The sequence below is a fragment of the Idiomarina piscisalsi genome (assembly GCF_002211765.1).
In the GTDB taxonomy this organism is placed as follows: Bacteria; Pseudomonadota; Gammaproteobacteria; order Enterobacterales; family Alteromonadaceae; genus Idiomarina; species Idiomarina piscisalsi_A.
In genome coordinates, this window is the sequence record NZ_CP022133.1 from 1559698 (window position 1) to 1583244 (window position 23547).

24 protein-coding genes are annotated in these 23547 nt (G+C 47.4%); 10 read left to right on the forward strand and 14 right to left on the reverse strand.

Annotated elements, in window-relative coordinates; translation table 11 throughout:
- Positions 1 to 3: 3 nt before the first annotated feature.
- Positions 4 to 2640, forward strand: a complete 2637-nt coding sequence (gene glnD / locus CEW91_RS07575; RefSeq protein ID WP_088768403.1) for a [protein-PII] uridylyltransferase — start codon at positions 4 to 6, stop codon at positions 2638 to 2640.
- 9 nt (positions 2641 to 2649) lie between these two features.
- Positions 2650 to 3474, forward strand: coding sequence for a 2,3,4,5-tetrahydropyridine-2,6-dicarboxylate N-succinyltransferase (dapD, locus tag CEW91_RS07580; protein WP_088768404.1), 825 nt, complete (start codon positions 2650 to 2652; stop codon positions 3472 to 3474).
- 11 nt (positions 3475 to 3485) lie between these two features.
- Here dapD and truC read toward each other — a convergent pair whose 3' ends face one another.
- Positions 3486 to 4211 (reverse strand): tRNA pseudouridine(65) synthase TruC, encoded by a 726-nt coding sequence (gene truC / locus CEW91_RS07585; RefSeq protein WP_088768405.1) that lies wholly within the window; start codon positions 4209 to 4211, stop codon positions 3486 to 3488.
- Complete coding sequence (locus CEW91_RS07590) at positions 4211 to 4555, reverse strand: YqcC family protein (RefSeq protein ID WP_088768406.1); 345 nt, start codon at positions 4553 to 4555, stop codon at positions 4211 to 4213. The genes truC and CEW91_RS07590 overlap by 1 nt, the downstream gene beginning before the upstream one ends.
- A 92-nt stretch (positions 4556 to 4647) precedes the next feature.
- Between CEW91_RS07590 and CEW91_RS07595 the strand changes: the two genes are divergently transcribed.
- Complete coding sequence (locus CEW91_RS07595) at positions 4648 to 5673, forward strand: DUF3549 family protein (protein ID WP_088768407.1); 1026 nt, start codon at positions 4648 to 4650, stop codon at positions 5671 to 5673.
- A gap of 4 nt (positions 5674 to 5677) precedes the next feature.
- The gene (locus CEW91_RS07600) at positions 5678 to 5989 is read left to right on the forward strand and encodes a DUF3301 domain-containing protein (protein WP_088768408.1); all 312 of its coding nucleotides are present in this window, start codon (positions 5678 to 5680) and stop codon (positions 5987 to 5989) included.
- Here CEW91_RS07600 and CEW91_RS07605 read toward each other — a convergent pair.
- The 3 genes from CEW91_RS07605 to syd form a co-directional block, all read right to left on the reverse strand.
- Positions 5960 to 6274 carry a DUF962 domain-containing protein gene (locus CEW91_RS07605; protein WP_088768409.1) on the reverse strand — a complete coding sequence of 105 codons (315 nt, stop codon included), beginning with the start codon at positions 6272 to 6274 and terminating at the stop codon, positions 5960 to 5962. The two genes, CEW91_RS07600 and CEW91_RS07605, sit on opposite strands and share 30 nt — an antisense overlap.
- Positions 6274 to 6957 carry a GNAT family N-acetyltransferase gene (locus CEW91_RS07610; RefSeq protein WP_088768410.1) on the reverse strand — a complete coding sequence of 228 codons (684 nt, stop codon included), beginning with the start codon at positions 6955 to 6957 and terminating at the stop codon, positions 6274 to 6276. The genes CEW91_RS07605 and CEW91_RS07610 overlap by 1 nt, the downstream gene beginning before the upstream one ends.
- A gap of 65 nt (positions 6958 to 7022) precedes the next feature.
- Positions 7023 to 7574 carry a SecY-interacting protein gene (syd, locus tag CEW91_RS07615; protein ID WP_088768411.1) on the reverse strand — a complete coding sequence of 184 codons (552 nt, stop codon included), beginning with the start codon at positions 7572 to 7574 and terminating at the stop codon, positions 7023 to 7025.
- A 59-nt stretch (positions 7575 to 7633) separates the two neighbouring features.
- Between syd and queF the strand changes: the two genes are divergently transcribed.
- Positions 7634 to 8464 (forward strand): NADPH-dependent 7-cyano-7-deazaguanine reductase QueF, encoded by an 831-nt coding sequence (queF, locus tag CEW91_RS07620; RefSeq protein ID WP_088768412.1) that lies wholly within the window; start codon positions 7634 to 7636, stop codon positions 8462 to 8464.
- A 16-nt stretch (positions 8465 to 8480) separates the two neighbouring features.
- Here the strand turns inward: queF and CEW91_RS07625 are convergent, their stop codons facing one another.
- Positions 8481 to 10262, reverse strand: coding sequence for a M61 family metallopeptidase (locus CEW91_RS07625; protein ID WP_088768413.1), 1782 nt, complete (start codon positions 10260 to 10262; stop codon positions 8481 to 8483).
- Between the two features lie 154 nt (positions 10263 to 10416).
- On the opposite strand from CEW91_RS07625, the gene CEW91_RS07630 reads away from it, so the two are divergent.
- The 5 genes from CEW91_RS07630 to CEW91_RS07650 all read left to right on the forward strand — a co-directional run bounded on the left by CEW91_RS07630 (position 10417) and on the right by CEW91_RS07650 (position 16418).
- Positions 10417 to 11961, forward strand: coding sequence for a GGDEF domain-containing protein (locus CEW91_RS07630; protein WP_088768414.1), 1545 nt, complete (start codon positions 10417 to 10419; stop codon positions 11959 to 11961).
- Between the two features lie 62 nt (positions 11962 to 12023).
- Complete coding sequence (gene ppnN / locus CEW91_RS07635; RefSeq protein ID WP_088768415.1) at positions 12024 to 13379, forward strand: nucleotide 5'-monophosphate nucleosidase PpnN; 1356 nt, start codon at positions 12024 to 12026, stop codon at positions 13377 to 13379.
- 7 nt (positions 13380 to 13386) lie between these two features.
- A complete protein-coding gene (locus tag CEW91_RS07640) occupies positions 13387 to 13773 on the forward strand; it encodes a DUF3192 domain-containing protein (RefSeq protein ID WP_088768416.1) in 387 nt (128 codons plus the stop codon).
- Complete coding sequence (locus CEW91_RS07645) at positions 13770 to 15308, forward strand: hypothetical protein (protein ID WP_088768417.1); 1539 nt, start codon at positions 13770 to 13772, stop codon at positions 15306 to 15308. Before CEW91_RS07640 ends, CEW91_RS07645 begins: the two co-directional genes overlap by 4 nt.
- A 105-nt stretch (positions 15309 to 15413) precedes the next feature.
- Complete coding sequence (locus CEW91_RS07650) at positions 15414 to 16418, forward strand: isocitrate dehydrogenase (RefSeq protein WP_088768418.1); 1005 nt, start codon at positions 15414 to 15416, stop codon at positions 16416 to 16418.
- A gap of 48 nt (positions 16419 to 16466) precedes the next feature.
- Here CEW91_RS07650 and rlmM read toward each other — a convergent pair whose 3' ends face one another.
- The 8 genes from rlmM to CEW91_RS07690 all read right to left on the reverse strand — a co-directional run bounded on the left by rlmM (position 16467) and on the right by CEW91_RS07690 (position 23541).
- The gene (rlmM, locus tag CEW91_RS07655) at positions 16467 to 17552 is read right to left on the reverse strand and encodes a 23S rRNA (cytidine(2498)-2'-O)-methyltransferase RlmM (RefSeq protein WP_088768419.1); all 1086 of its coding nucleotides are present in this window, start codon (positions 17550 to 17552) and stop codon (positions 16467 to 16469) included.
- A complete protein-coding gene (locus tag CEW91_RS07660) occupies positions 17552 to 17932 on the reverse strand; it encodes a DUF423 domain-containing protein (protein ID WP_088768420.1) in 381 nt (126 codons plus the stop codon). Before CEW91_RS07660 ends, rlmM begins: the two co-directional genes overlap by 1 nt.
- Positions 17929 to 18555, reverse strand: coding sequence for an alpha/beta fold hydrolase (locus CEW91_RS07665; RefSeq protein ID WP_232506942.1), 627 nt, complete (start codon positions 18553 to 18555; stop codon positions 17929 to 17931). Before CEW91_RS07665 ends, CEW91_RS07660 begins: the two co-directional genes overlap by 4 nt.
- The gene (locus tag CEW91_RS07670) at positions 18552 to 19451 is read right to left on the reverse strand and encodes a transcriptional regulator GcvA (protein WP_088768422.1); all 900 of its coding nucleotides are present in this window, start codon (positions 19449 to 19451) and stop codon (positions 18552 to 18554) included. Before CEW91_RS07670 ends, CEW91_RS07665 begins: the two co-directional genes overlap by 4 nt.
- A gap of 92 nt (positions 19452 to 19543) precedes the next feature.
- Complete coding sequence (locus CEW91_RS07675) at positions 19544 to 20308, reverse strand: SDR family oxidoreductase (RefSeq protein WP_088768423.1); 765 nt, start codon at positions 20306 to 20308, stop codon at positions 19544 to 19546.
- 20 nt (positions 20309 to 20328) lie between these two features.
- Positions 20329 to 21225 carry a 3-hydroxyisobutyrate dehydrogenase gene (mmsB, locus tag CEW91_RS07680; RefSeq protein ID WP_088768424.1) on the reverse strand — a complete coding sequence of 299 codons (897 nt, stop codon included), beginning with the start codon at positions 21223 to 21225 and terminating at the stop codon, positions 20329 to 20331.
- Between the two features lie 27 nt (positions 21226 to 21252).
- Positions 21253 to 22374 (reverse strand): enoyl-CoA hydratase/isomerase family protein, encoded by a 1122-nt coding sequence (locus tag CEW91_RS07685; protein ID WP_088768425.1) that lies wholly within the window; start codon positions 22372 to 22374, stop codon positions 21253 to 21255.
- A 9-nt stretch (positions 22375 to 22383) separates the two neighbouring features.
- Positions 22384 to 23541 carry an acyl-CoA dehydrogenase family protein gene (locus CEW91_RS07690; RefSeq protein WP_088768426.1) on the reverse strand — a complete coding sequence of 386 codons (1158 nt, stop codon included), beginning with the start codon at positions 23539 to 23541 and terminating at the stop codon, positions 22384 to 22386.
- Positions 23542 to 23547 lie beyond the last annotated feature (6 nt).

A 23547-nucleotide genomic window follows, 5' to 3' on the forward strand; every position in this document is an offset into this window, starting at 1 on the left:
CTTATGGTCAATGCTGACAATGACAAAGATTTTCACGGCCATTGGCCAAGCCGCGACAGCATCCCGCAGACAAAGGATTATAAAGAGCTGCTGACCAGTTACCAAAACTGGTCAGCCACACGCTTTGTCACCGCAGACATTGACGAGTTGGTGCATCATCGAGCGACGTTTTTTGATCAGCTGCTCAATCAGTTATGGGCTCAATTTAAGCTTACCGAAGAGCCCGCCACCTTAATTGCCGTCGGTGGTTATGGCCGAGAAACCCTTCATCCGGGGTCTGATATTGATTTATTAATACTGATTGATAACACCAGTAATCAGCTTCATAAGATTGAAGACAAACTGAGTCGTTTAATTACCTTTCTCTGGGATTTACATCTCGATATCGGCCACTCTGTTCGCTCTATCGATGAGTGCTTTCAGCAAGCGGCTGAGGATATTACGGTTGCGACCAACCTGATAGAAAGTCGCTTTCTGGCCGGGTCAGACGAATTATTCAACGACTTCCAGCAGCACTTAATCAATGACTTTCCATGGAGCAGCCGGGATTTTTACCAAGCTAAGCTGGACGAGCAACAGCAGCGCCATCAACAATACCACAGCACCTCTTATAACCTCGAACCCAATATTAAGTCGAGTCCCGGTGGGCTACGCGATATCCAGACCATCGGTTGGATAGCTAAACGACACTTTCAGACTCACTCGGACGAAAACCTGGTTGAATACGGTTACATGACCGCTGACGAATTCGTCGAACTGCGAGACTGTATGAATTGGCTTTGGCGCATTCGCTTTGCACTGCACATTGAAGCGGCAAAACGTGAAGACCGCTTACTGTTCGATTTCCAACCCGGCGTCGCCGTTCGTTTAGGGTACGGTAATGAAGGCAAATCGTCTGTCGAAACCATGATGAAAGACTATTTCAAAGTCGTACTGCGAGTCAGTGAACTTAACCAAATGCTACTGCAGTTTTTTCATCAGGCCATTCTGGGTACACAAGACCTTCAGGATGCCGAGCTCATTGATCGCGACTTTGCCATTTCAAATACACTATTAACCGCACGCCACGATGAGGTTTTCGATAACCCAGTTAATCTCATTCGCGCTTTCGTTTGTATTGCCGAGTACCCACAAATAACCGGGATTCACTCGAACACGATAAGACTGATTCGCAACGCCCGCGGGCAGCTTGGCGAGCCACTGAGCCATCACCCCGATTGTCGTGAAAAGTTTAATCAGTTGATTCAGCACGAGCGCGGTTGCGGATTGGCTTTTTCACTCATGCATCACCACAGTGTGTTAGCCAGTTACCTACCACAATGGCAACAGATAGTCGGACAAATGCAATTCGACTTATTCCACGCATACACAGTAGATGAACACACGTTCCGCTTAGTCCGAAATTTATATCGTTACAGCGACGAAAAATACGCCGATCAATTCCCGCTATGCGAAAAAATCGTTGGGCAAATGGAACGTAAGTACTGTTTGTATCTGGCCGGCATATTCCATGATATCGCAAAAGGTCGTGGTGGCGATCATTCCGAGCTTGGTGAAATGGACGCCCGCAACTTCTGTCATCAGCACGGGTATTCCGAAGATGACGCCGAGTTGGTTGCCTGGTTAGTGCGTCACCACTTAACCATGTCTGTCACCGCCCAAAAGCGTGACATTCATGATCCGGAAGTGATTCAGGAGTTCGCTAACCAAGTACAAACCGTTGAACGGCTGGACTTTCTCTATTGCCTGACGGTTGCTGACATTCGTGCCACCAACCAGTCATTGTGGAATAACTGGAAAGCGACTCTTTTAGAGGAGCTCTACAACGCAACTGCGTATTTGCTGCAACAAGATAGCAGCCAACCCACACTGGATGTCCGTGAAAAAATAAAAGAAAACAAAGCCAGCGCTATGGCACTATTGCTCAGTGCCGGTTTTGATAAAGGTAACATTAACGCCCTTTGGGGGCGCTTTACTGCAGACTACTTTTTCCGTCACACCGCAGAACAAATTAGTTGGCACTCACAACACATTCTTAATTTACCGACGGATCAATTGCCGCTCATCCTCATTGGCGATGAAAACAACTACGGCACCACCGAGCTGTTCATTTATCACCACGAGGAAAGCCATTTATTTGCGTCTGTTGCCGGGGTTTTAGACAGCCAGCAACTGAGTATTTTAGACGCCCAGATACTGGCAACACGCGATGGTTTTGTCATGGACACCTTCATTGTTCTGCAGCGAGACGGCAAGCCGTTAACCGAACCGCAGCGCATTGAAGAGGTCAAACAACAACTGCTCGACGTATTGCACAAACGAGTGCCGGTTCCTAAAACCAATCGCCCGCTTTCACGCCGAATGAAAAACTTTTCAGTGAAAACTGAGGTATCCTTTATTCCCAGCAAACATCAGGGCCGTACCACTTTTGAGCTGGTAACACTAGACAGACCGGGACTTATTGCTAAACTGGCGGCTATTTTACAGCAACAAAACGTGACCCTGCTGGCGGCTAAAATCACCACGATTGGCGAACAGGCTGAAGATTTGTTCATTGTCACGTCAGAAGATAATACGTCACTGGATGAACAACAAAAACAAGCGCTTAAACAACAGATTATCGAAGACTTGGAGTTTTAAATTAAAACCATGGAACACATTAAACAGTTAATTATTGATGCTTTTGACAAGCGTGACCAGATCAACTCGAATACCGATGACGATGAGCTACGAGAAGCCGTACGCTATGTGATCGATGAGATCGATCGTGGTGAGCTTCGGGTTGCCGAAAAAGTATCGGGTGAATGGGTCGTTCATCAATGGCTGAAAAAAGCCGTTCTGTTGTCTTTTCGCCTGAACGACAATGACTTAATTGAAGGCGGTGAAACGCGCTTTTGGGACAAAGTACCTGCGAAGTTTGCTGACTACGATAGCGCCCGTTTCCGTGCAGAGGGTATGCGTGTCGTACCGCCCGCTATGGTGCGTAAAGGCGCTTACATTGGGCGTAATGTTGTCGTCATGCCATCTTATGTCAACATTGGTGCCTATGTTAGTGAAGGCAGCATGGTCGATACTTGGGCAACCGTCGGCTCTTGCGCGCAAATCGGTAAAAACGTGCATTTGTCGGGTGGCGTTGGCATTGGTGGCGTATTGGAGCCATTACAAGCAAACCCAACTATCATTGAAGACAACTGTTTTATCGGTGCACGTTCTGAGATTGTTGAAGGCGTTATTGTTGAAGAAGGTGCCGTTATTTCAATGGGCGTATACATTGGTCAAAGCACCCGTATTTATGACCGTGAAAATGATCGTATTCTCTATGGTCGTGTACCCGCTGGAGCGGTTGTTGTTCCGGGGTCACTGCCAGCGGCTGACGGCACTCATAGCTTATATGCAGCTATTATTGTTAAACGCGTTGATGCGAAAACACGTGCCAAAGTGGGAATCAATGCTCTCCTCCGGGGCGCAGAGTAAACACCAGGAACTCAGCCGGCTTCGGCTGGCTGAAAGACCTTAAGAAACTCATCCGGAAGTGGCGCAGTCAGAAACATCATTTCGCCATTTACCGGGTGTTTAAATTCTACTGCCGTTGCCGCTAATAGTAAGCGATGACTGTCAAAATGCTCCCTAAAGAAGCGATTATGCCGACCGTCTCCATGGTTCGTGTCACCAATAATCGGGTGGCGAAGATGCGCCATATGTCGACGCAACTGATGCTTACGCCCGGTTTCAGGAGTTAACTCGACCAGAGAATAACGTGTGGTATCGTGCTTTTTACTGACTTTATACGGTAACTCTATTTTCTCCAGGCAGCGGAAATGCGTGACAGCGTCCTGAGCCTCTTTGTTCTGATCGGCCTGCGCGTCAGCAATTTTATCCAGCTCTTCTTTTAACGGGTAATCGACAGTACCTTCTTCAGGCAAGTAGCCACGAACAACCGCGTGGTATTGTTTGCTCACTTGGTTAGTCGCAAAGCTCTCCGACATTTTCGTGGCTACTTCACTGCTTAGCGCGAAAATTAAAAGCCCTGACGTTGGTCTGTCCAGGCGATGAACCGGGTACACATGCTGACCAATTTGGTCGCGCAGCATTTGCATAGCAAACTCTCTGGCCTCGCTCGCTATGCGACTGCGGTGAACTAGTAAACCGCTGGGTTTGTTAATGACGGCTAAATCATTATCCTGATAAACAATATCCAGAGGTGGGCGCATTAAAGATCATCCTGCAAAGGGTCTGTGCCACTTAGCAGAACGTCAAACTCACGAATAAGGCCGATGAGTTGTTCGTATTGTTCCAGTTCATTACGGTAGGTATGAGCCGCCATTGGGCTGATAGAGGTACTTTCAGGGAGCGGCCGTTGCCCGTCTATTAATGACCACATTCTCGGTATCATAATAAATTGCAGCCACTGATGAAATTCCAGAGTGTCGACCGCAAAAGGCTGTTGACTCTCCAATGCCTGAACCGGCGGTTGATGTGACTGCCAAAGACCTAAACTGTTGAGCTCGCGTTCAATCCTGTCTAATAGCCGAGCCGCTTTCTGATACTGCTCCATATCAGACTCCGTTACCACATAAGGTTATAAATCGTTATAATGGCGCAATAGTGGTTTAATACGTTCCAAAATTCAAGTGAAATGGAGTTTTTGTGGCAGAGCAGAGCATTACAACCCTGGGTGATTTTCTAAAAGCCGGCCAAACCGATTACCAAGTCTTTGATATTGGTCGCCGCTTGACCGAGATCTCCCAAGAGCAGTTCGACGCTATAGAACATCAGCAGCAGCCTTACCCATACCCTATTGCTCGCCAGGCACAAATTGCCGTGTTGTTTCAGCATAAAAGCGCCGAACAACCGCCCTATTTATGGTTTCTCCAGTTTCCATTAGATGAACGTGGATTGCTTAACCTGGCAGCAAGAAATCAATACCTTGAGTATGTCATTAACGCTCTGGGGCACGAAATTACCGGCGAGCTTACCGAGGAGCAACAACAGCAGTTGCAGCAGAATCCGTATTTATTGACGCCCTCAGAAACACAGCGAGCCGCATTGCACGCTCACGTTCAATGCCAACATAACTTATCGCCCTCCATTCATTTTGAAACAGCAGAAGCCTATCTGCTAAATCCTAACGATAGTCTGGATTGGCAAAATATTGGCCTGCAAGGCCTTCATGATGTTGCTGCACGTTTGATGCAACACAACGATATCAGTACGGCTATTGCTGAGCATTTTGCGAGCTATCCCGGCGGTGTGCGTTCGCCTCTGGCCGCAGCACTCGAGCATCAGTCCATACCCGCGCACTTACGCAACGCGTTACTGGAGCTGATCAACACAGACGATTCAGAGCTCACAACAGACGCGTTAAGGGCACTGGCAAGCACATCAGATGAGCCAAGAGTGCAGAAACAAATTGCGTCACTGATTGAGAACGCCAACACCGACCAACTGGTCGTGATAGCGGCTCGTTTATGGCCTGTTTTGGCAGAGCCAACCACCCTAAATAGCTACCTCAACGCTATTGCTAAACTGGATATGACCTTATTTGATACGCTTTTCCAGGACATCATCGCACTGCCAACTGTACGACCTCAGTTACTTTCTCTGATTGCGCAGCAGCAATTATCGGAGCCAGTACAACAGGCACTAAACCGTTTGAAGTCGCAGGTGCAGTAAGCGCATGAATTTACTCGATGTCATAATCTTTCTGGTTTTACTGCTTGCAGTATGGGTGTTTTGGCAACACCGACAGCAGTCTGAAAGCGCTCAAAAACACGCGGTATATTATTGCAAACAGCAAGGCTTACAGTTCTTAGACATTCGGCGTGACAAAACTCGCTGGTCGTTTAAAGGCAACCAACCAGGTTGGCGCAGCACCTTTAAACTTGGTTTTTCCAGTGATGGTGAAACTCGCTATGAAGGCGACTTAACTCTGCATAACCAAAAGTTAGTCGGTGTGGAACTACCGCCCTTTCGAATGCCCGGTCAATAGCTTAACCCACGCGTCTTTATACATCACCCAGTCGCCCATCAGGCTGTATAAAGGGTATTTAAACGTGGCGGGCTTGTTTTTCTCGAATATAAAGTGACCCAGCCAGGCAAAGCCATAACCAATAACGGGTACCGCAAGCAACCACCAAAAGTTTTGAGAGAACAACGCATAGGCGAGTACAATAAGTACCAGGGTACTACCGATATAATGTAAGGCTCGGCAACGCGTGTCGGAGTGCTCCTGTAAATAGTAAGGGTAAAACTCTTTAAAGCTCGAGTAGCTCATTACTCATCCTCCTCCCGCGGGTAAAACAGTAACTCTCCGGGCAGTGTTTCAAACGCGATTTGCGCTTGCAGGCGGTAGCCACGCTTTTTGAAAAACGCCTGGTAGTCGGCGCGGGTCACAAATACGGCAACACCTTGAGATTCAGGATCTTCCTGAAACGCTGATTTAGCGGCCTCAACCAGTAAATGACCAACGCCCTGTTGTTGATACTGTGGCGCTACGGCAATAAAGGCCAGCATATGATAAGGCACGTCCGGCATAGCCTCCTGAATACGGCGCTCTTTTTTCATGACTTGTTTGGTGCTTAGAAAACCAGCCGTCATCAGCATGCTAATGCGCCAGTGCCAAAAACGTCCAGGACCAAAGCTTTTCCCGGGCCGGGTCAGACAAGCCACACCCAATAATGTACCACCATCACGAATACCGATGATTGGCTGTCCACTCTCCCAAAACGACGTCAAATCTTCTCGAATGGCCGCTCTCAAGCGTTTATCGTAATCCGGTTTGTCGGCACGAAATATTTTCTGTAATAACGCATCATCGTAGTACGTTTGAAATAACAGTGACGCTGCCATTTTCAAATCTTCAGCGACCAAATAGGTTAACTCCCCTTTTACGTCACTACTCGCGTTTTCGCTGGCGTGTTGTATTTCCTGCTCTGTAGCCTCTGTCAGCCCCTGCATTACAGACAACCTCTTAATTATTCTTGATAAACGTCAAGCTAACCTTTTTTTAACAGGCTGTCGAGTCACTCAATATCAGAAAGTTCGCTCTTCGGTTGGCAAGTAGCCAGCCACTCCTCCAATGAGTCTGCAAGACATTCATGCTGCTCTTTGCCGACCCACTCTAAACCAACTTGACCGGTCGCGTTATCAATTGACACGAGTAAGTCATCATTTTCAACACCTAAACCAATAAACACCGTCTCCGGTTGCTTTAAGCGGCGCTTCATAAGGATATGGCCGGTTAAATTTGCCAGTAGACGTTCACCGTCTTCAAGGCTTTGGACTTGCAGCAGAGTAACCGGATGCCCGTCGTATTCCAGCGATAAATCACCGGCAAACCAACGTCCAAAAACCGCTTTTATGCTGTCATGAAAGGTTATTTCAAGCGCACTTTCTAATTCACTGAAAGATAACGGAGAGGTCTGTTTTACCGGAGCCCACTCGACCGTGTCCTCGTCTATCACAGAGCCATAAATGGGACTATCCCATTCGGCAACGTACTCGGTGTAACGAATTGGCAGCTGCTCAACATAGCGTTCAATAAGGTCGTCTAAAGCACTTTCTAAGTTCTGCATCTGGTACTACCTACTCAGACATTTTACAATAGCGTCATTGTACGTATGGAGTGATACAAATGCCAAAAAAGGATGCTCTCAGCCATTTAAACCTTGGTCAGCACACTGAATACCCCAGCCAATATGATGCAAACCAGCTACAGGCGGTTCCTCGCTCATTGAATCGTGAACCTATCGGTATTACCGGAAAGCTGCCATTTGACGGCGTCGATCAATGGACCGGATATGAGCTCTCATGGCTAAATGCTAACGGTTTACCACAAGTGGCTATCGGCTACTTTGAAGTGCCCGCTTCAAGCCCTAATTTGATTGAGTCAAAATCTTTCAAATTGTACTTAAACAGCTTTAATGATAGCCGCTTCAATACGTGGGAAAACGTTCAACATATCATGGAAAGCGACTTATCCGCCTGTGCCGGTGCTTCAGTATCCGTCAGGCTCACTCCGTTAAGTCACGTTACGAACGAATTAATTGCTGATTTCGAGGGCGAGTGTATCGATTCACAGGATATCCGAGTTGAGCACTACGATTACCGCCCTGAGCTACTGAAGCTTGAAAACAATGTGGGACAGGTGGAAGAGCAGCTTCACAGCCATCTGTTAAAATCCAATTGCCTTATTACGAATCAGCCTGACTGGGGTTCAGTCTCTATTCATTATCAAGGGCCAAAAATCGATAGAGCGGCCTTATTAGCCTATTTGGTTTCTTTTCGGGGGCATAACGAGTTTCATGAACAATGCGTCGAGCGAATCTTTCAGGACATACTCGCTCTGGGGGTTAGTCAACTGAGTGTGTACGCACGTTACACACGACGGGGCGGACTGGACATTAATCCGTTCCGCTCTAACTTTGAGCCAGCGCCGCAAATGCAGCGCATGGCTCGTCAGTAGTCGGTTGCTGGTGAAACTACGCGTTCGGGTGCGGAGTTTGTAGCCATTGTAAGAAGCGCGCTTGCTGTTTTGCTGTTGGCGCTTCTAAGGGCTTAATAGACGCATCTGTTGCCGGCGCTTGTTCCAGCTTCAGCGTTTTCTCATGCAACTGATTGCGACGGAAGAACGTGACTTTAACTTCATCGCCTGCTTTATATTCCTGAAGCGCTTCATCAAAGCGGCCATGCATTACCGTATGTCCGTCATAGGCAATAATCACATCGTCCGGCCTAAAACCAGCTTCCCATGCCGGGCTACCACGACTGACCCGGGTCAATTCCATGCCACCATCCACTTTTGACGCACGCCACCCTGTCCAATTCTTAGGCTCTTCGCTTTCTTCATAAACCAATTCTAAGCCCGCATCGTTCAGCATTTTTTCAAATGGGATATCGGTTGCAGGGTTTTCCACATTCTCTTGCCACCATTGCTGCCAGGAGTTTCCGGTCAAGTCCTTGAGTATGGCTAGCACATCGCTGGCCTTAAAGCCCTGCTCCTCGGCGTCAAAGCGCTGATACAGCTCGTCATGCACGTCACGATAACTGACTTCGCCATCCGTGGATTCAAGTAAGGCGCTGTCCAGCATCCAGGAAACTAAAGCACCTTCAGAGTAAATGCTCACCGAGTCGTTATGACCTCGATCTCCATACTGATCAATCCAGGCTTCAAACGAAGCTTCTGCAACCGACATCACTTGACTACCGGGCTTGGCTTTGTGCCGATCAATGCTACCCGCTAACCGTTCAAAGAATTCGTCCGGCTCCATAATGCCTGCCTGCAGCAGCAAATGATTTTGGAAATAACTGGTGGAGCCTTCCGCTATCCAAAATAAATCAGTGTAGTTTTCTTTTTGGTAGTCATAAGGTACCAAACCGTCGGGGCGATACGCTTTCACATTCCAGGTATGCACGAACTCATGTGATGCCGTTGACATAAACGACAAGTAATCGTCACGGCTCGCGAAGCTATATCGTGGGCGCTGAATAATTGTCGAGTTTTTATGCTCAGTAGCACCACCGGCACCAGAGGTTGCATGAATCATAAACACATAGCGCTCGTAAGGATAGCTGCTCCAAATAGAGTCGCCGGTAGCAACTAACTTTTCCAGATCGGCAACGGTTTGCTCAGTGTCATAGTTACCTTCGCCCCAGAACACCACTTCATAGTCACGACCGTCCTGTTCAAAGGCAAAGTGCTTATTTATACCGGTTTCTATTGGCGAGTCGACCAGAACATCCCAATTGTCGGCGGAAAAGCGGTGTTCACCTTCTCGCTCCATACCAGAATAGCTGCGCCACTCTTGCGGTACATTCAAAGACACTATTACTGGCTCGTTGCGCCACTTATCAGCGTACATAAATACTGCAGAAGCATCTAAATACGCGTGACTGTCATCGATGTGGCGACTTCTGCGCCCTAACTGATCCGCGTAAATTTCATAATTAACGGTCACTTCCCCAGCATCTTTTGGTAGATGGATACGCCAGGTACTTTTATCCACCTTTTCCCAGCGCAGGCTTTGCCCGTCGGTTTGAGCCGTGAACTCCCTGACGCCATTGGCTAAATCTAAAATCCGGTAATAGCCCGTGCGCCACGCCGGCATTTTAATATCCAGAAACGGTTCATCACTTTCGGGAAAAGTGATGCTAACGTCCCCTCGCTGGTGCTCCGGTTGAGTGAGATCAATTTTATATTCAGTATCTGCCCACGCCGCAGAAGATGTTAATAGAATCGATAATGCTAATACGCTTATACGCACAGTACGTCCCCGCTATTTTCGACTTTTTTGTTAGGAAATAAATGGCAAGACTACCACAATCTGTGAATAGTATTTAATGCAGAAAACGATAAACTTTGTCATCCTAAGGTTCGTATTAACCTAAGCCATCAGCGTAAACGTAAGAAGGTGAGTAGTGTCGATACCTGAAACACCGCAAGAGCAGGTGCAGCACCTAAGCAAAAAGTTGCAGCAAAGCATTCAGTCCAGAAAACAACTCGAGGACGATTACCGTCGCGACTCAGAACGCTATTCTGAGTTTGTTAATCAGTTGTGTCTGGCGCTTAATGGTGTAGATAGCGACCTCGACACTATTATTCATCAACTTCGCAGTCAAATTCAGCAAAACGCGTCGGCTGCCATACTGGACCCGCTAATTGAAAAACTCAGCGATGCGATTGCTGATTACAATATTCGGTTTCAACAACAAACCCGGCAAACAACAGATACCATTTCACAAACTCTGGCGAAGCTAACCCCCTCAACAAGGCAGGCCGAAAGAGAGTTTGCGAGTATCGCCACGGCGTTTGAAAAGCCGACCACAGCACTGATGCATTACTTGCCATTGGTCAACCGCTTGCTGAACTTATCGCACCAGTGTGCAGTGAATAGCAGTACCGCTAAAACAGAAACGGTTCCGGTTGAAAATTATCAAGCCCAGTTATTTGACCTGTTAAGTGAAGTGGAGTTTAGTGGTAACTCGGCAGAGGCGTTGCAGCAGGTTAAAACGGCTCTGCAGAAACCTCAAAGCCTCGATACGCTCATGGGCATAAGTCTTAAAGTCATGCGGCTTATTTTTACCAGTATCAACGAAGAGCGTAAGTCGGCACAGAGCTTCTTACAACAGTTAAACGCGTCCCTGGAGTCTGTTAACAATATTCTTGGCACAACCGTCAGTACATCGGGTTACTTTGCCGAGCAGCGCAGTAAGCTGAACAAACAACTCACAGTTGGGGTATCCGATATTTCAGACTGCGTGCACGGTGCTTCGGAACTGTTCGAGTTAAAAGAAAATGTAGGCAGCCGACTTGAACAGTTAGGGGCTACTCTAGAACAGCATATTTTGTTGCAAAACCAAGAGCGCGAAAACTTTACGAAAAATAGCACCGAACTAGAAGTTAAGCTGAGAGAGACAGAAGCCGAAGTTGAACGTTACAAACGTGAGTTAGCTCAACAAAAATTCCGTAGCTTACAAGATTCGCTAACGAAACTTCCTAACCGTTCGGCGTTTGAAGAACGACTTAATATGGAGTTTTCTCGTTGGCAGAATGGTCAGACACCGCTAACAATTGCCATTGTCGATGTTGACTTTTTCAAAGACATAAATGACAGCTTCGGACACATTGCAGGTGATAAAACGCTTCAGGTGATAGCGGGCACGCTAAACAAAGCATTGAAAAATGATGGCTTTGTATGTCGCTATGGTGGTGAAGAATTTGCTATTATCTTTTGTCTTGATGAGAATCAAGTAAAAGAAAAGATGGAATTAGCACGAGAAAAAGTCGCTAATATCCCATTTAAGTTTAAAACTGACGATATTCGCATTACGGTATCGGCAGGTGTGGCGTCGTTTAACAATAATAGCGACACCACCGTTTCCGTTTTTGAGCGCGCAGACAAAGCGCTGTATCGGGCAAAAGAAAGCGGACGAAATAACGTTAAGTTGGCATCAGGCGGATAGGAACGATGAGGTGCCATATGAAGTGACAAGGGTCACTATTTGTAAAGGAGTATTAAATAATAATGAGAGCAAGTATTTCTCCCAGAGGCACGATGTCTCTGTTGTCACAGTTAGAAATAGAACGATTAAAAAAATCTTCAAACAGCCAACTCTATAAACTTTTCAGAAACTGTTGCCTTGCGGTCCTGAATGCCGGTAGTAACACTGACAGCAGTGCCGAAATTTACGACAAGTATCAAGATTTCTCCGTTAATATCATTCGCAAAGAGCGCGGCATTAAAATTGAACTGATAGAGCCACCAGAAGAAGCGTTTGTGGATGGTGAACTTATTGTCGGTATTCGCGAACTGCTGGAGTCTGTACTTCGTGACATTCTGTTTACCGGCGAACGCTATTCAGAAGAAGAGTTAAAGGGCGCTGACAGCGCCACCCTGACCCATGTGGTTTTCGATATTCTGCGTAACGCACGTACCGTTCAGGCCATGCAGGAGCCCGACATGGTAGTTTGCTGGGGCGGCCACTCAATCAGCGAAGGCGAATACAAGTACACCAAAGAAGTGGGCTATCAGCTGGGGCTGCGTGGCTTAAATATTTGCACAGGCTGTGGTCCCGGCGCTATGAAAGGTCCAATGAAAGGAGCGACTATAGGCCATGCCAAGCAAAGAATTCGCAGTGGTCGCTACTTAGGTCTAACGGAGCCAGGTATTATCGCCGCAGAGCCACCGAACCCTATTGTCAATGAACTGGTCATTTTACCGGACATTGAAAAGCGACTGGAAGCCTTTACTCGCTGTGCGCACGGTATTGTTATTTTCCCAGGCGGCGCCGGTACGGCCGAAGAGTTACTCTACTTACTCGGTATTCTTATGCACCCTAAAAACCAGCAGCAAAGTCTGCCGGTTATCCTGACGGGTCCGGAAAGCTCACGTGACTACTTTGAGGCATTGGATGAATTCATCGTGGCGACGCTTGGTGAAGAAGCGCGTCAGCTGTATCGCATTATTATTGCGGATCCAGCCAGTGTTGCCCAGCACATGAGCGCCGGTATGGCTTCAGTAAAACAATACCGCCGCGATTCAGGCGATGCTTATTACTTTAACTGGACGCTGTTCATTGACGACAATTTCCAGCGTCCGTTTGTGCCCACGCACGATAATGTGGCAGCGCTGAACCTTCATCCTGACCAACCAAAAGAAGAATTAGCCGCTGACTTGCGCCGTGCCTTCTCCGCTATTGTTGCCGGTAACGTGAAAGATGATGGTATTCGCCGTATTCGCGATAAAGGTGTGTTCACCATTCACGGCGAAACCCAGTTAATGAAACGACTGGACGTATTATTACAAGCGTTCGTCGAACAGGGACGTATGAAATTACCGGGTTCGGTGTACTATCCTTGCTATAAAGTCGTTACCGATTAAGCTCGTTATGAAGAACAAAGTTTTTGTCATTTTAGCCATTGGAGCTATAAGCTACCTGGCGATAGTCGGATTAGTCCTGATGCTTTATCAGGCTGATCCGGCCGATCTTAAATGGCAGGAACGCGAAACTTATAACGCACGTCAAATCGGTCAACTCGATTTAGGCATGTCAAAAGACAGTGTCATTCGCGTGCTTGGCTCCCCTGATATTAACGAAGCCAAGTCGTCTGAAGAAGGTGACATGCAGGTTCTATTTTATCGAACGCATCATGTCACATCGGATGGCATTACCACCAAAGACGAATGCACTCCTCTGGTTTTTAAAAACAATGAGTTAATTGCCTGGGGCAATGACTCGTACAGAGACTTCCAAAATACACAGAGGCGGCAATGAACAAGCTTGCTAATTGTTGTGCTAAAGCTTACGGGCTAATGAACAAGCATGACATTCGCCAGCTTTATCAATTTGTGAAATCACTTGACGAAGAGTGTCAGGAGTATCGCTGGCCTGAACTACTGCCATGCTACGCGGAGTCTCGCTTTAACACTAATGCGGTAGATAATAGACCGTTGGTTGAGTTCTTATCGAATGCCGTTAATGCCTTGAAACTCGGTAAGACGTTAGCCCTGCACACGCATTACCGACGAGTGTTAGCGGCTGCCTGTCTCAGCGGCTGCATTGAGGAAAGCGTTGACTACTGGCGCGAGAAACAATTGCGACAAGCGTTGTGGTTAGAGGCACTCAAACCGTTGCACTTTAACTCACATGATATTGCGTTCTACCGCCATTGGGTTGGCCTTATGTCGGCAGTACAACAACAGCGTTCAAAGCCCGAAGTTAAGTTCGCCCCCCACCTGAATAGCGTTTTTCGATACAAGCTCTGGCCGTTAATGAAGCAAAGCTCCGATTTTTGCCGGTACTTTATTGGTCAACGATTTAAACACATTGAAAAATCACGGTCCGCCATTCTGATGGATTATCAAAAAGGTCAGTTTTTGCTGGCATTTCCTCATAAACTCCACACGCCTTTTTATGTAGGAGTTGAGGAACTAGCACATTGGCAGCCAAGTGCCGAAGCGATTGATTCAGAGGTTCTGGAGTCCCTGGTTAAACACCGGGATTTTTTACTGACAGCAAAAGCCCCAGCTCCCAGCTTGCAAACACCCAAGCCTTTACTTAAAGCCATCAACCAATATGCCAATGCGTCGGGTTCACTAAATGCGGTCATTCAACAAATTAGAAAAATCCCCTATTTAAGTCAGTCGGTCCATCAATCCGTTATTGAGAATGAGCGAATTAACAACGACGAAGCGGTGAAAATGGACGTCAAACAAGCTTATTTATGGCTAGGAGCAAAGCGTGCCTCGGTTATTCTTGCCACTGCGTTCCTGCAGCATCAATTTGCACAGAATAGTATTCCTTTGCACAAAGCACTGATGCAACGCACTAACTTATTGTGCTCTTTACTGGAAACACTCAGTCAAAGCAGTGGTATTAAGCTGCCAACGCCAGCCCCGTTATTGGCGCTGTTGTCAGCGTCCGATTTATTCCGCCATCCTGAGTTGTTGAAGTCTTCTAAATGGCCAAAAGTCTCAGTAATAGAGCACTTTTACTCGACTAGCTGGGTTGGCTCCGCGTTAGACCCGGCAGACTTTAGGCGTAGCCGTCAGCTGACAGCTCGTTGGCAGTTATCCAGTAAAACACAAGCGCTGCTTGATCCAGAGCAAACAACCGATAAAAAACTGACGGCATTGTATTACGTTGCCCACTTTCTTACGCTTAAAGTGTATCACCCACAAGCAACGTTAAGTGAACCCGCTCAGAAGCTGCTAGACTCTTGTTATGAAGCGTTAACGGCAACCACTAGTGACGCGCAGAAGTTTCAAAAAATAGCGGCGTTTGAGAGTCACTGTCACTCTCCGTTATAGCACCTATTCACTAAGTGAATAATGCTTTTCTAGTCACATAAACCGCAGGGGTGGTAGAATCACTACCTGTATTTAGTTGTAACACGGTTTGAAGGAACTCTTTAAATGAGCAAGACAATCACAGTTATTCCAGGCGACGGTATTGGTCCCGACATTGTAAAATCGGCGACAGCCATTCTTGATAAAGCAGGTTGCGATTTTGAATACGAATATGTAGATGCTGGCTTAACCGCTTTAGAAAAAACTGGTGAGCTTTTGCCTCAGAATACGCTTGATGCCATAGCTCGTAACGGTGTTACTTTAAAAGGTCCCCTTACAACGCCAGTAGGGGAAGGTTTTACCTCTATTAACGTTAGCTTGCGCAAACACTTCGGACTGTATGCAAATATGCGCCCTGTTTTGTCATTTAAAGGCACCCAAGCTCGCTACGACAACATTGATATCATCACTATTCGTGAAAACACCGAAGGTATGTATTCAGGCCTGGGTCAAAAAGTCTCAGAAGACGGCAACGAAGCCGAAGCCGTCAGCAAAATTACTCGCGAAGGCGCTGAGCGTATCGTACGTTTTGCCTACGAAACCGCACGTCGCGAAGGTCGCAAAAAAGTAACGGCAGTGCATAAAGCGAATATCTTGAAGTCAACGTCGGGTTTATTCCTGAAAGTGGCTCGCGAAATTGCAGAAGAGTACCCGGATATTGAATCCGCCGAGATGATTGTCGATGCGGCATGTATGCGCCTAGTCATGAACCCGGAAGAGTTCGACGTTATTGTTACCACCAACCTGTTTGGCGACATACTATCCGACCTTTGCGCAGGCTTAGTCGGTGGTTTGGGGATGGCGCCAGGCGCTAACATCGGTAAAGACTGCGCTATTTTTGAAGCCGTACACGGATCCGCGCCAGATATTGCAGGCAAAAACCTGGCCAATCCAAGCTCTGTTATTCTGGCTTCTATTCAAATGCTGGAGTATTTGGGGATGGCTGACAAAGCTGAGAAAATTACCAAGGCTTTGGCTGATGTTATTGAGTCTGGCGACCGCACCACGCGTGATCTCGGAGGCTCGCACGGTACGACGGACTTTACCCAAGCCGTTATTGATCGCCTTTAATAAGTACACAGCAGGCTTTCTTGGCGAAAGCCTGCTTCCTCTTTTCATTTACTGCTTTGGCAACCAACGTAAGTGTACCGTGACTTCTTCACGGTCGTGATACAGGTGTTTCGCCTGAATTTCGAAAGGCTTCGTGCCTTCTGTTTGTAGCTGATCTTTTATCTGATCCAAATACTCTTTTACGGCAGCGTAGCGCTGACGCATGGGTAGCTTCAGGTTAAAAATCGCTTCCTGACAGTCACCTTCTAACAACCAGCTCGTCATCAATTCGCCGACTCTCGCAGGCTTTTCCACCATATCGCAGACAAGCCAGTGAATATTTTTGCGCTTAGGGCGAAACTTAAAGCCATCTTCTTTTATATGCTGAACCTGCCCGGTTTCCATTAACGAGTCAGCCATAGGACCATTATCAACCGCTTGTACCATCATGCCGCGACGCACCAGCTGATAGGTCCAGCCCCCCGGCGCGGCCCCTAAATCAACGGCTTTCATACCGGGCTGGATACGTTTTTCCTGCTCATTTTCGGGCACAAAAACCTGAAAGGCTTCATCAAGCTTCAACGTTGAACGGCTCGGTCCGTCCTTTGGCATTCTTAAACGTAAAATACCACCGTCATAAGGGGTCTGGTTATAGCTATAAGAATAACCAACCAAGGCATGCGCAGAATTAACAAAAAGCACGTGCAGTAAAGGGCGTTTTGCCAAAGGCTTATTGCTTAATAGCTCTTCTTTACGCAACGCCTGACGAAGCGGAACACTAAACTTACGACAAAACTTCGACAGCTGATTGGCTTCATTCGTATCAGGCGTTTCAACCCGCAGCTCACCAGCTAGACCAAAGGTTTCCCTGTGTGGCTCTAGCGCTTTTATGACCTCACTGGCGCGATCTTCAATACCTGCCAGTTTAACCGGACTTAACAACGCAAACATTTCGCGGGCAAACACCAAGTCCTTTAATGGCAGTTTGCGCGCAATGTGCTCCGCTTCTTCAGCCTGACAGTTATAAGTGACATAGGCCTGGTTCGGCTGTGTCTGGCAATAACCGTAAATACCAAGTTCTGTTGCTTTGTCTTGTATTTCTGCTGCACAGTCGCCTTCAAAACCAGCGCGACACAATAAAATAATTCCGCTCATTAATTCACTGCTCCTAACTTTATTGCGCCAATTAGCAAGCTTATCCAGCCCGCTATAAATAATAGACCACCGAGCGGCGTTATTGGCCCGAACCATTTAATACCGGTAATCGCTAACGCGTATAAACTGCCGGAAAACAAAATAACACCAGCAAGCCATAAATAGCCGCTGGCGACCAACCACCCTGACGAGGATTGTTTAAGCCACAAGGCTAATGCCATTAACGCCAACGCGTGATAAAACTGATACGTAACGCCGGTTTCAAACGCATTCAATAAGTTTTCAGTCAACTTGGACTTAAGGCCATGCGCTGCAAACGCGCCTAGTATGACTCCCGTTGCCCCTAGCAGAGCCGCTGCAATTAAAAATAACTGACTCATTGAATAAACTCCTTAATTGCTGTTGCCGCCTGCTGCCAAATTACAGGTGTGTCTGCCGATTTCGCTTTCGTTGCTTCAAAGCTGTGATCAGCCCCTTCCAGCCAATGCAGAGCCCAGTTGTCAGGCAAAGTGACACATTCACCTTGCTCTTTCTTCTTCATTAAAGGCTTGCTAAAGGGATCGCGCGTTCCCTGCAGAATGAGGCCAGGCGCTGTACTCATTGCTAACTCTTCCAGACGCGAATTTTCAGGCTTTTGTGGCGGATGGAACGGAAAACCTAACGCAATAGCCGCCTTAGCGTCGAACGAATTAGCAACCCGCAACATGACTCGACTGCCCAGCGATTTGCCCATTAACACCAAAGGCTTATTGTCTTGCTGCAAGTCATTTAATAGCGTTTCCACCGCATCAACTAATATCGGCATTCTGTTTGGCGGTCTGGGCTTTCCTGTTTCCCGCACTTTTTCCCAATATGGAAAGTCAGGTCGTATAACCTCGGCACCAAGCGCTACACACTGATCCGCAAAGTAATTCATAAACGCAGTATCGGGACCACCGCCGGAGCCATGTAAAAACACAACCCGGATTGTGCCCTCTGGGTTTTGCCGCTGATAACGCATCATTCCTTAAACTCTCGCTCTTCCTGCTGCACAATATCGAGCAACCACTGTCGAAAGGTCGCGATTTTACCGATTTCGGCCTGGTTGTCACGGCAAACCAAATAAAAGGCTTTATTCCGCTGTAAGGCCTGCGGGAATATTCTCACCAAATGACCACTATCAATTTCAGGTTTCACTAATACGTTATTGGCTAATGCAACGCCCTGCCCGTGCACCGCCGCTTGTAATGCCAAACTTGAATGGCTGAATACTGGGCCGTTATCGCCCTTATACTGAGGCAAGCCAACCAACTGAAACCAATCTTTCCAGGCATTACGTGTTTCATCATGCAGTAGTGTCTGTTTGAATAAATCTGCAGGCTCTTTTATATCGGCTTTATTCAGCAATAACGGTGAACACACCGGCCATAAGTATTCTTCATGCAGCTGATACGCTTTTACGCCTGGCCAACGTCCGTCCCCATAATAAATAGCGACATCAACGTCATCAGTGAGAGAGCCACTAATTTCATCCACCGCCTTAATACGAATATCCATATCCGGGTGAGCTTCCCGAAAACTGCTTAGCCGTGGAACAAACCATAAAATGGCAAAGCTGGGAGGCACCGAGACGGTGAGCGCACCGCGCTCTGATACCAGACGTAGCTTATCCGTAGCTTGCGCCAATTGTTCAAAAATATCACGGAGTTCCAGATAGTACTCCTGCCCTTCTTCAGTCAATAATAACGAGCGATTCCGGCGAATAAACAGCTTAAGCTCAAGAAAGTCTTCTAGTGCTTTAACCTGATGACTTACTGCCGCCTGGGTGACGAATAGTTCTTCTGCAGCCTTAGTAAAGCTAAGATGACGCGCGGCCACTTCAAAGGATTTCAGTGCATTTAAGGGAGGTAATTTGCGCATGCCAATAAAAAAGCGTCTCTGTTTTTAATTAATCGCTACTATAACAGAGACGCCCATCATTCGGCTATTTACATTACTTTATCTAATGCGATTTACAGTCGAACGCCGCCATCAATTTCAACGACACGGCCGCTGAAAAAGTCGTTTTCAATAATGTAACGTGCGCTGTGCGCGATTTCATTAGGCTGTCCCCAGCGCTTTAACGGCACCATAGACAACGCGCGTTCAACCGCTTCCGGCTTCATTTGAGCGGTCATTGGCGTTTCAATAAAGCCTGGAGCAATAGCACCACAACGAATACCATAGCGACCCAATTCACGCGCCCAGGTAACGGTCATAGCGACTACGCCCGCTTTCGTTGCAGAGTAATTGGTTTGCCCCATATTACCTGCGCGAGCAACACTTGAAATGTTAATAATGACGCCTTTTTTACCGGCTTTAACCATTTGCGCCGCTGCTTCACGACCGCATAAGAACGTACCTGTTAAGTTCACGTCTAACACGGACTGGAACTGTTGCAGTGGCATTTTCTGCTTGAGTTCGCCATCTTTGTATTTAATCAATAAACCATCACGCAGCAAGCCGGCGTTATTAACTAATACATCAATGCCATTAAACTCTTGCTGAATTTGTTCAAAAACGGTTTCTACCGATTCTTCGTCGGTAATATCAACCTCATAGCCGACAACCTTAGCCGCGCCTAACTTCTCACAATGCTCCTGAGCATCGCCCAGAACGTCGCCATTAATATCGATAAGCGCTAATTGAGCGCCCTGCTTGGCAAAGTCTTCTGCCATTGCAAGACCCAATCCCTGAGCGCCACCGGTAATTACAATCACACTGTCTTTAATTTGCATGTGTTTCCTCAATTCTTCAGTTACTTCTGTGACTTAGGCGCCACATAGTTAAAAATACTGGAAAAGTCCTGACGACCATGACCTTGTTCAGACCAACTGTGGTAAAGGTTACGTGTCAATGATCCCATTGGCGTCGCCGCCCCACTTTCTAATGCGGTTTGCTGTGCTAAGCCTAAGTCTTTCGCCATTAGGTCGACCAGAAAGCCGCCCTGATAGTCGTTGCTTGACGGTACGTTTTCCATAACGCCCGGACATGGGTTGTACACCTCTAATGTCCAGTTACGACCCGAGCTTGCTAACATAATTTCAGACAGCACCTTCGGGTCAAGCCCGTTCGCCTTGCCTAACTGCAGTGCTTCTGATGTGCCTACCATTAATACCGATAACAGCATGTTGTTGCAGATTTTGGCAATTTGCCCTGCACCCACATCGCCGGCGCGAAACACGTTTTTACCCATGTCATTCAGCACAGTTCGTGCGCGGTCAACATTTGTCTCTGTACCACCACAAATGAAGGTTAACGTACCTGCTTTTGCACCGCCAACGCCACCGGATACCGGTGCATCAATAAAAGCAATTCCCGCTTTCTCAAGCTCCTCACCGACATACATCGCCGTATCTGAAGATATGGTGCTACAGTCGATAACTAACTGCTCTTTCGACAGTTTGTTAATAAGTCCATTGTCACCTAAATAAACACCTTTAACGTGGCGGTCTGCCGGTAACATTGAAACCACAAACTCAGCGCCGTCGATAGCTTCTTCAGCGGTTTTTGCAGCTTGCGCACCATCTGCAACAACGGCTTTTAACGCCTCTTCTGACAAATCAAACGCTTTAACTTTGTGGCCTGCTTTTGCCAAATTGCTGGCCATTGGGCCACCCATGTTACCCAGACCAATAAATCCTACGGTTGCCATGTTGGCACTCCTTCTTGTTCATTCGTTTTATTTATCAAGATCAGCCAGCGGATGCGTTCTGTCACCCCATGGAGGTAAAAAGAATGCATCAACCTCTTCTGCGGGTACGTCCGCTACCGAGCTATGCTGCCATTGTGGATTCTTGTCTTTATCAATCAGCAAAGCTCGAATGCCTTCAGCAAAGTCACCGCGAACCGCGCAATTACAGGACAGAGTTAACTCTAAACGAAAGCAATCCGCTAACGACAAATCTGAGCCTTGTTGCAACTGATTCCAGACTAAGTGAGAGGTGAACGGACAGCCATTCGCTAAGTTTTTACGCGCTCTCGCTAACCATTTGTCGTCAGTCTCATCATTTACAATACGCTCAACAATATCGCCAATGTCATTGCCTGATGTTAACTCCGAAATTAGCGACTGGTGCGGCTCGACTTGAGGAGCCGGTAATGCGGTCGTGTCACTGCTTGCAATTGAGCTTAATAAGTCAGTCACTTTTTGTTTGTTAAGAGCCGCAGTATCGCCCCACTCAGTCTCTTTTAATGCCGTCAAAATAGCTTCTTTACTGTCGTGCCCCACAAAGTGGTCGGCCAGGTTTAAGTAAAGTGCATCATTGGCATTCATTGTGGCACCAGTAATTCCAAGAAAGAGCCCGCAGCCTTCAGGCATGCGATTCAAGAAATAGGTTGCGCCAACATCAGGGTATAAGCCAATCGTCACTTCCGGCATGGCCAGTAACGAGCGCTCAGTCACAATACGATGGCTGGCCCCGTTCATTAAGCCCATACCACCGCCCATGACAATACCGTCACCCCAGCAAATGAAGGGCTTCGGGAATGTCTGGATAAAGTAATCCAACTGATATTCCTGAGTGAAGAAGTTTTCCACTTCCTCCACCAGTTTACCAGGCTCTGCCTGCATAGCTTTATACATAGCGACAATGTCACCACCGGCACAGAATGCTTTTTCGCCAGCACCCTGTAACCAGACACAAGCCACTTTGTCGTCTTCTGCCCACTTTTTGAGTTGTGGTAGCAGCTTTTCAGCCATTGCCAAACTCAGCGCATTGAGCGATTTCTCGGAATTTAATGTAGCAACGCCGATGACTTTGTCACCGGCGTTCAGTTCTTCAAAAATTACTACGTCTTGCATGGAGTCTCCTTACAAGATTTCGCGGTCGTTATCCGCCAACATACGGCGACCAATGATCATACGCATCACTTCGTTCGTGCCTTCCAGAATCTGGTGAACACGAACATCGCGAACGTGGCGCTCAAGTGGGTATTCTTTGATGTACCCGTAACCACCGTGCAATTGCAGTGCGTCGTTACACACCTTAAAGCCAACATCGGTTGCAAATTGCTTAGCCATCGCACAGTACGTCGTTTTATCTGCGTCATTGTTATCGACTTTGCTCGCCGCTAAACGTACCATTTGACGCGCAGCCACCAGTTCAGTAGCCATATCGGCTAACTTAAACTGCAATGCCTGAAATGCCGCCAGAGGCTTACCAAATTGAGTACGCTCCTGCATGTAGGCTTTAGCAGTATTCAATGCCGCTTGTGCGGTACCGACAGAGCAAACTGCAATGTTAATACGTCCGCCGTCTAAACCCATCATGGCAAATTTAAAGCCTTCGCCTTCTTCACCCAGCAGGTTTTCTGCCGGAATACGAACATCTTCAAACGTCACTAAGCGAGTTGGTTGAGCGTTCCAGCCCATTTTGTCTTCCGCTTTACCGTATACGATACCTTCTGCATCAGCAGGTACTGCAAACGCCGAGATACCTTTAGGACCGTCTTCACCCGTACGCGCCATAACGACTAATACGTCAGTCTCACCCGCACCAGAGATGAACATTTTAGAACCGTTCAAAACGTACTCGTCACCGTCTTTTTTCGCACTAGTGCGTAAGCTGGCTGCATCTGAACCTGAGCCTGGCTCGGTTAAACAGTAAGAACCCAGCTTCTCGCCAGTCACCAATTCTGGCACCCATTGGTCGATTACCGACTGCTGACCGAACGAACCAATCATCCAGGTAACCATGTTGTGAATGGTCATCATCGCCGTGGTGGCCGTACAGCCGCCCGCCAGTTGCTCAAAAATTAAAGCAGAGTCGAGTCGGCTCATACCAAAACCACCTGCTTCTTCGGGTGTGTACATGCCCATAAAGCCCATTTCACCCGCTTTACGGAACACTTCTATTGGGAAATGGTGTTCTTCGTCCCATTTTGCCGCATTAGGCGCCAGCTCTTTTTCAGCAAAGGCCTTTGCCGTATCGACAAAGGCTTGTTGATCTTCTGTCAGTTCAAAATTCATCGTTGT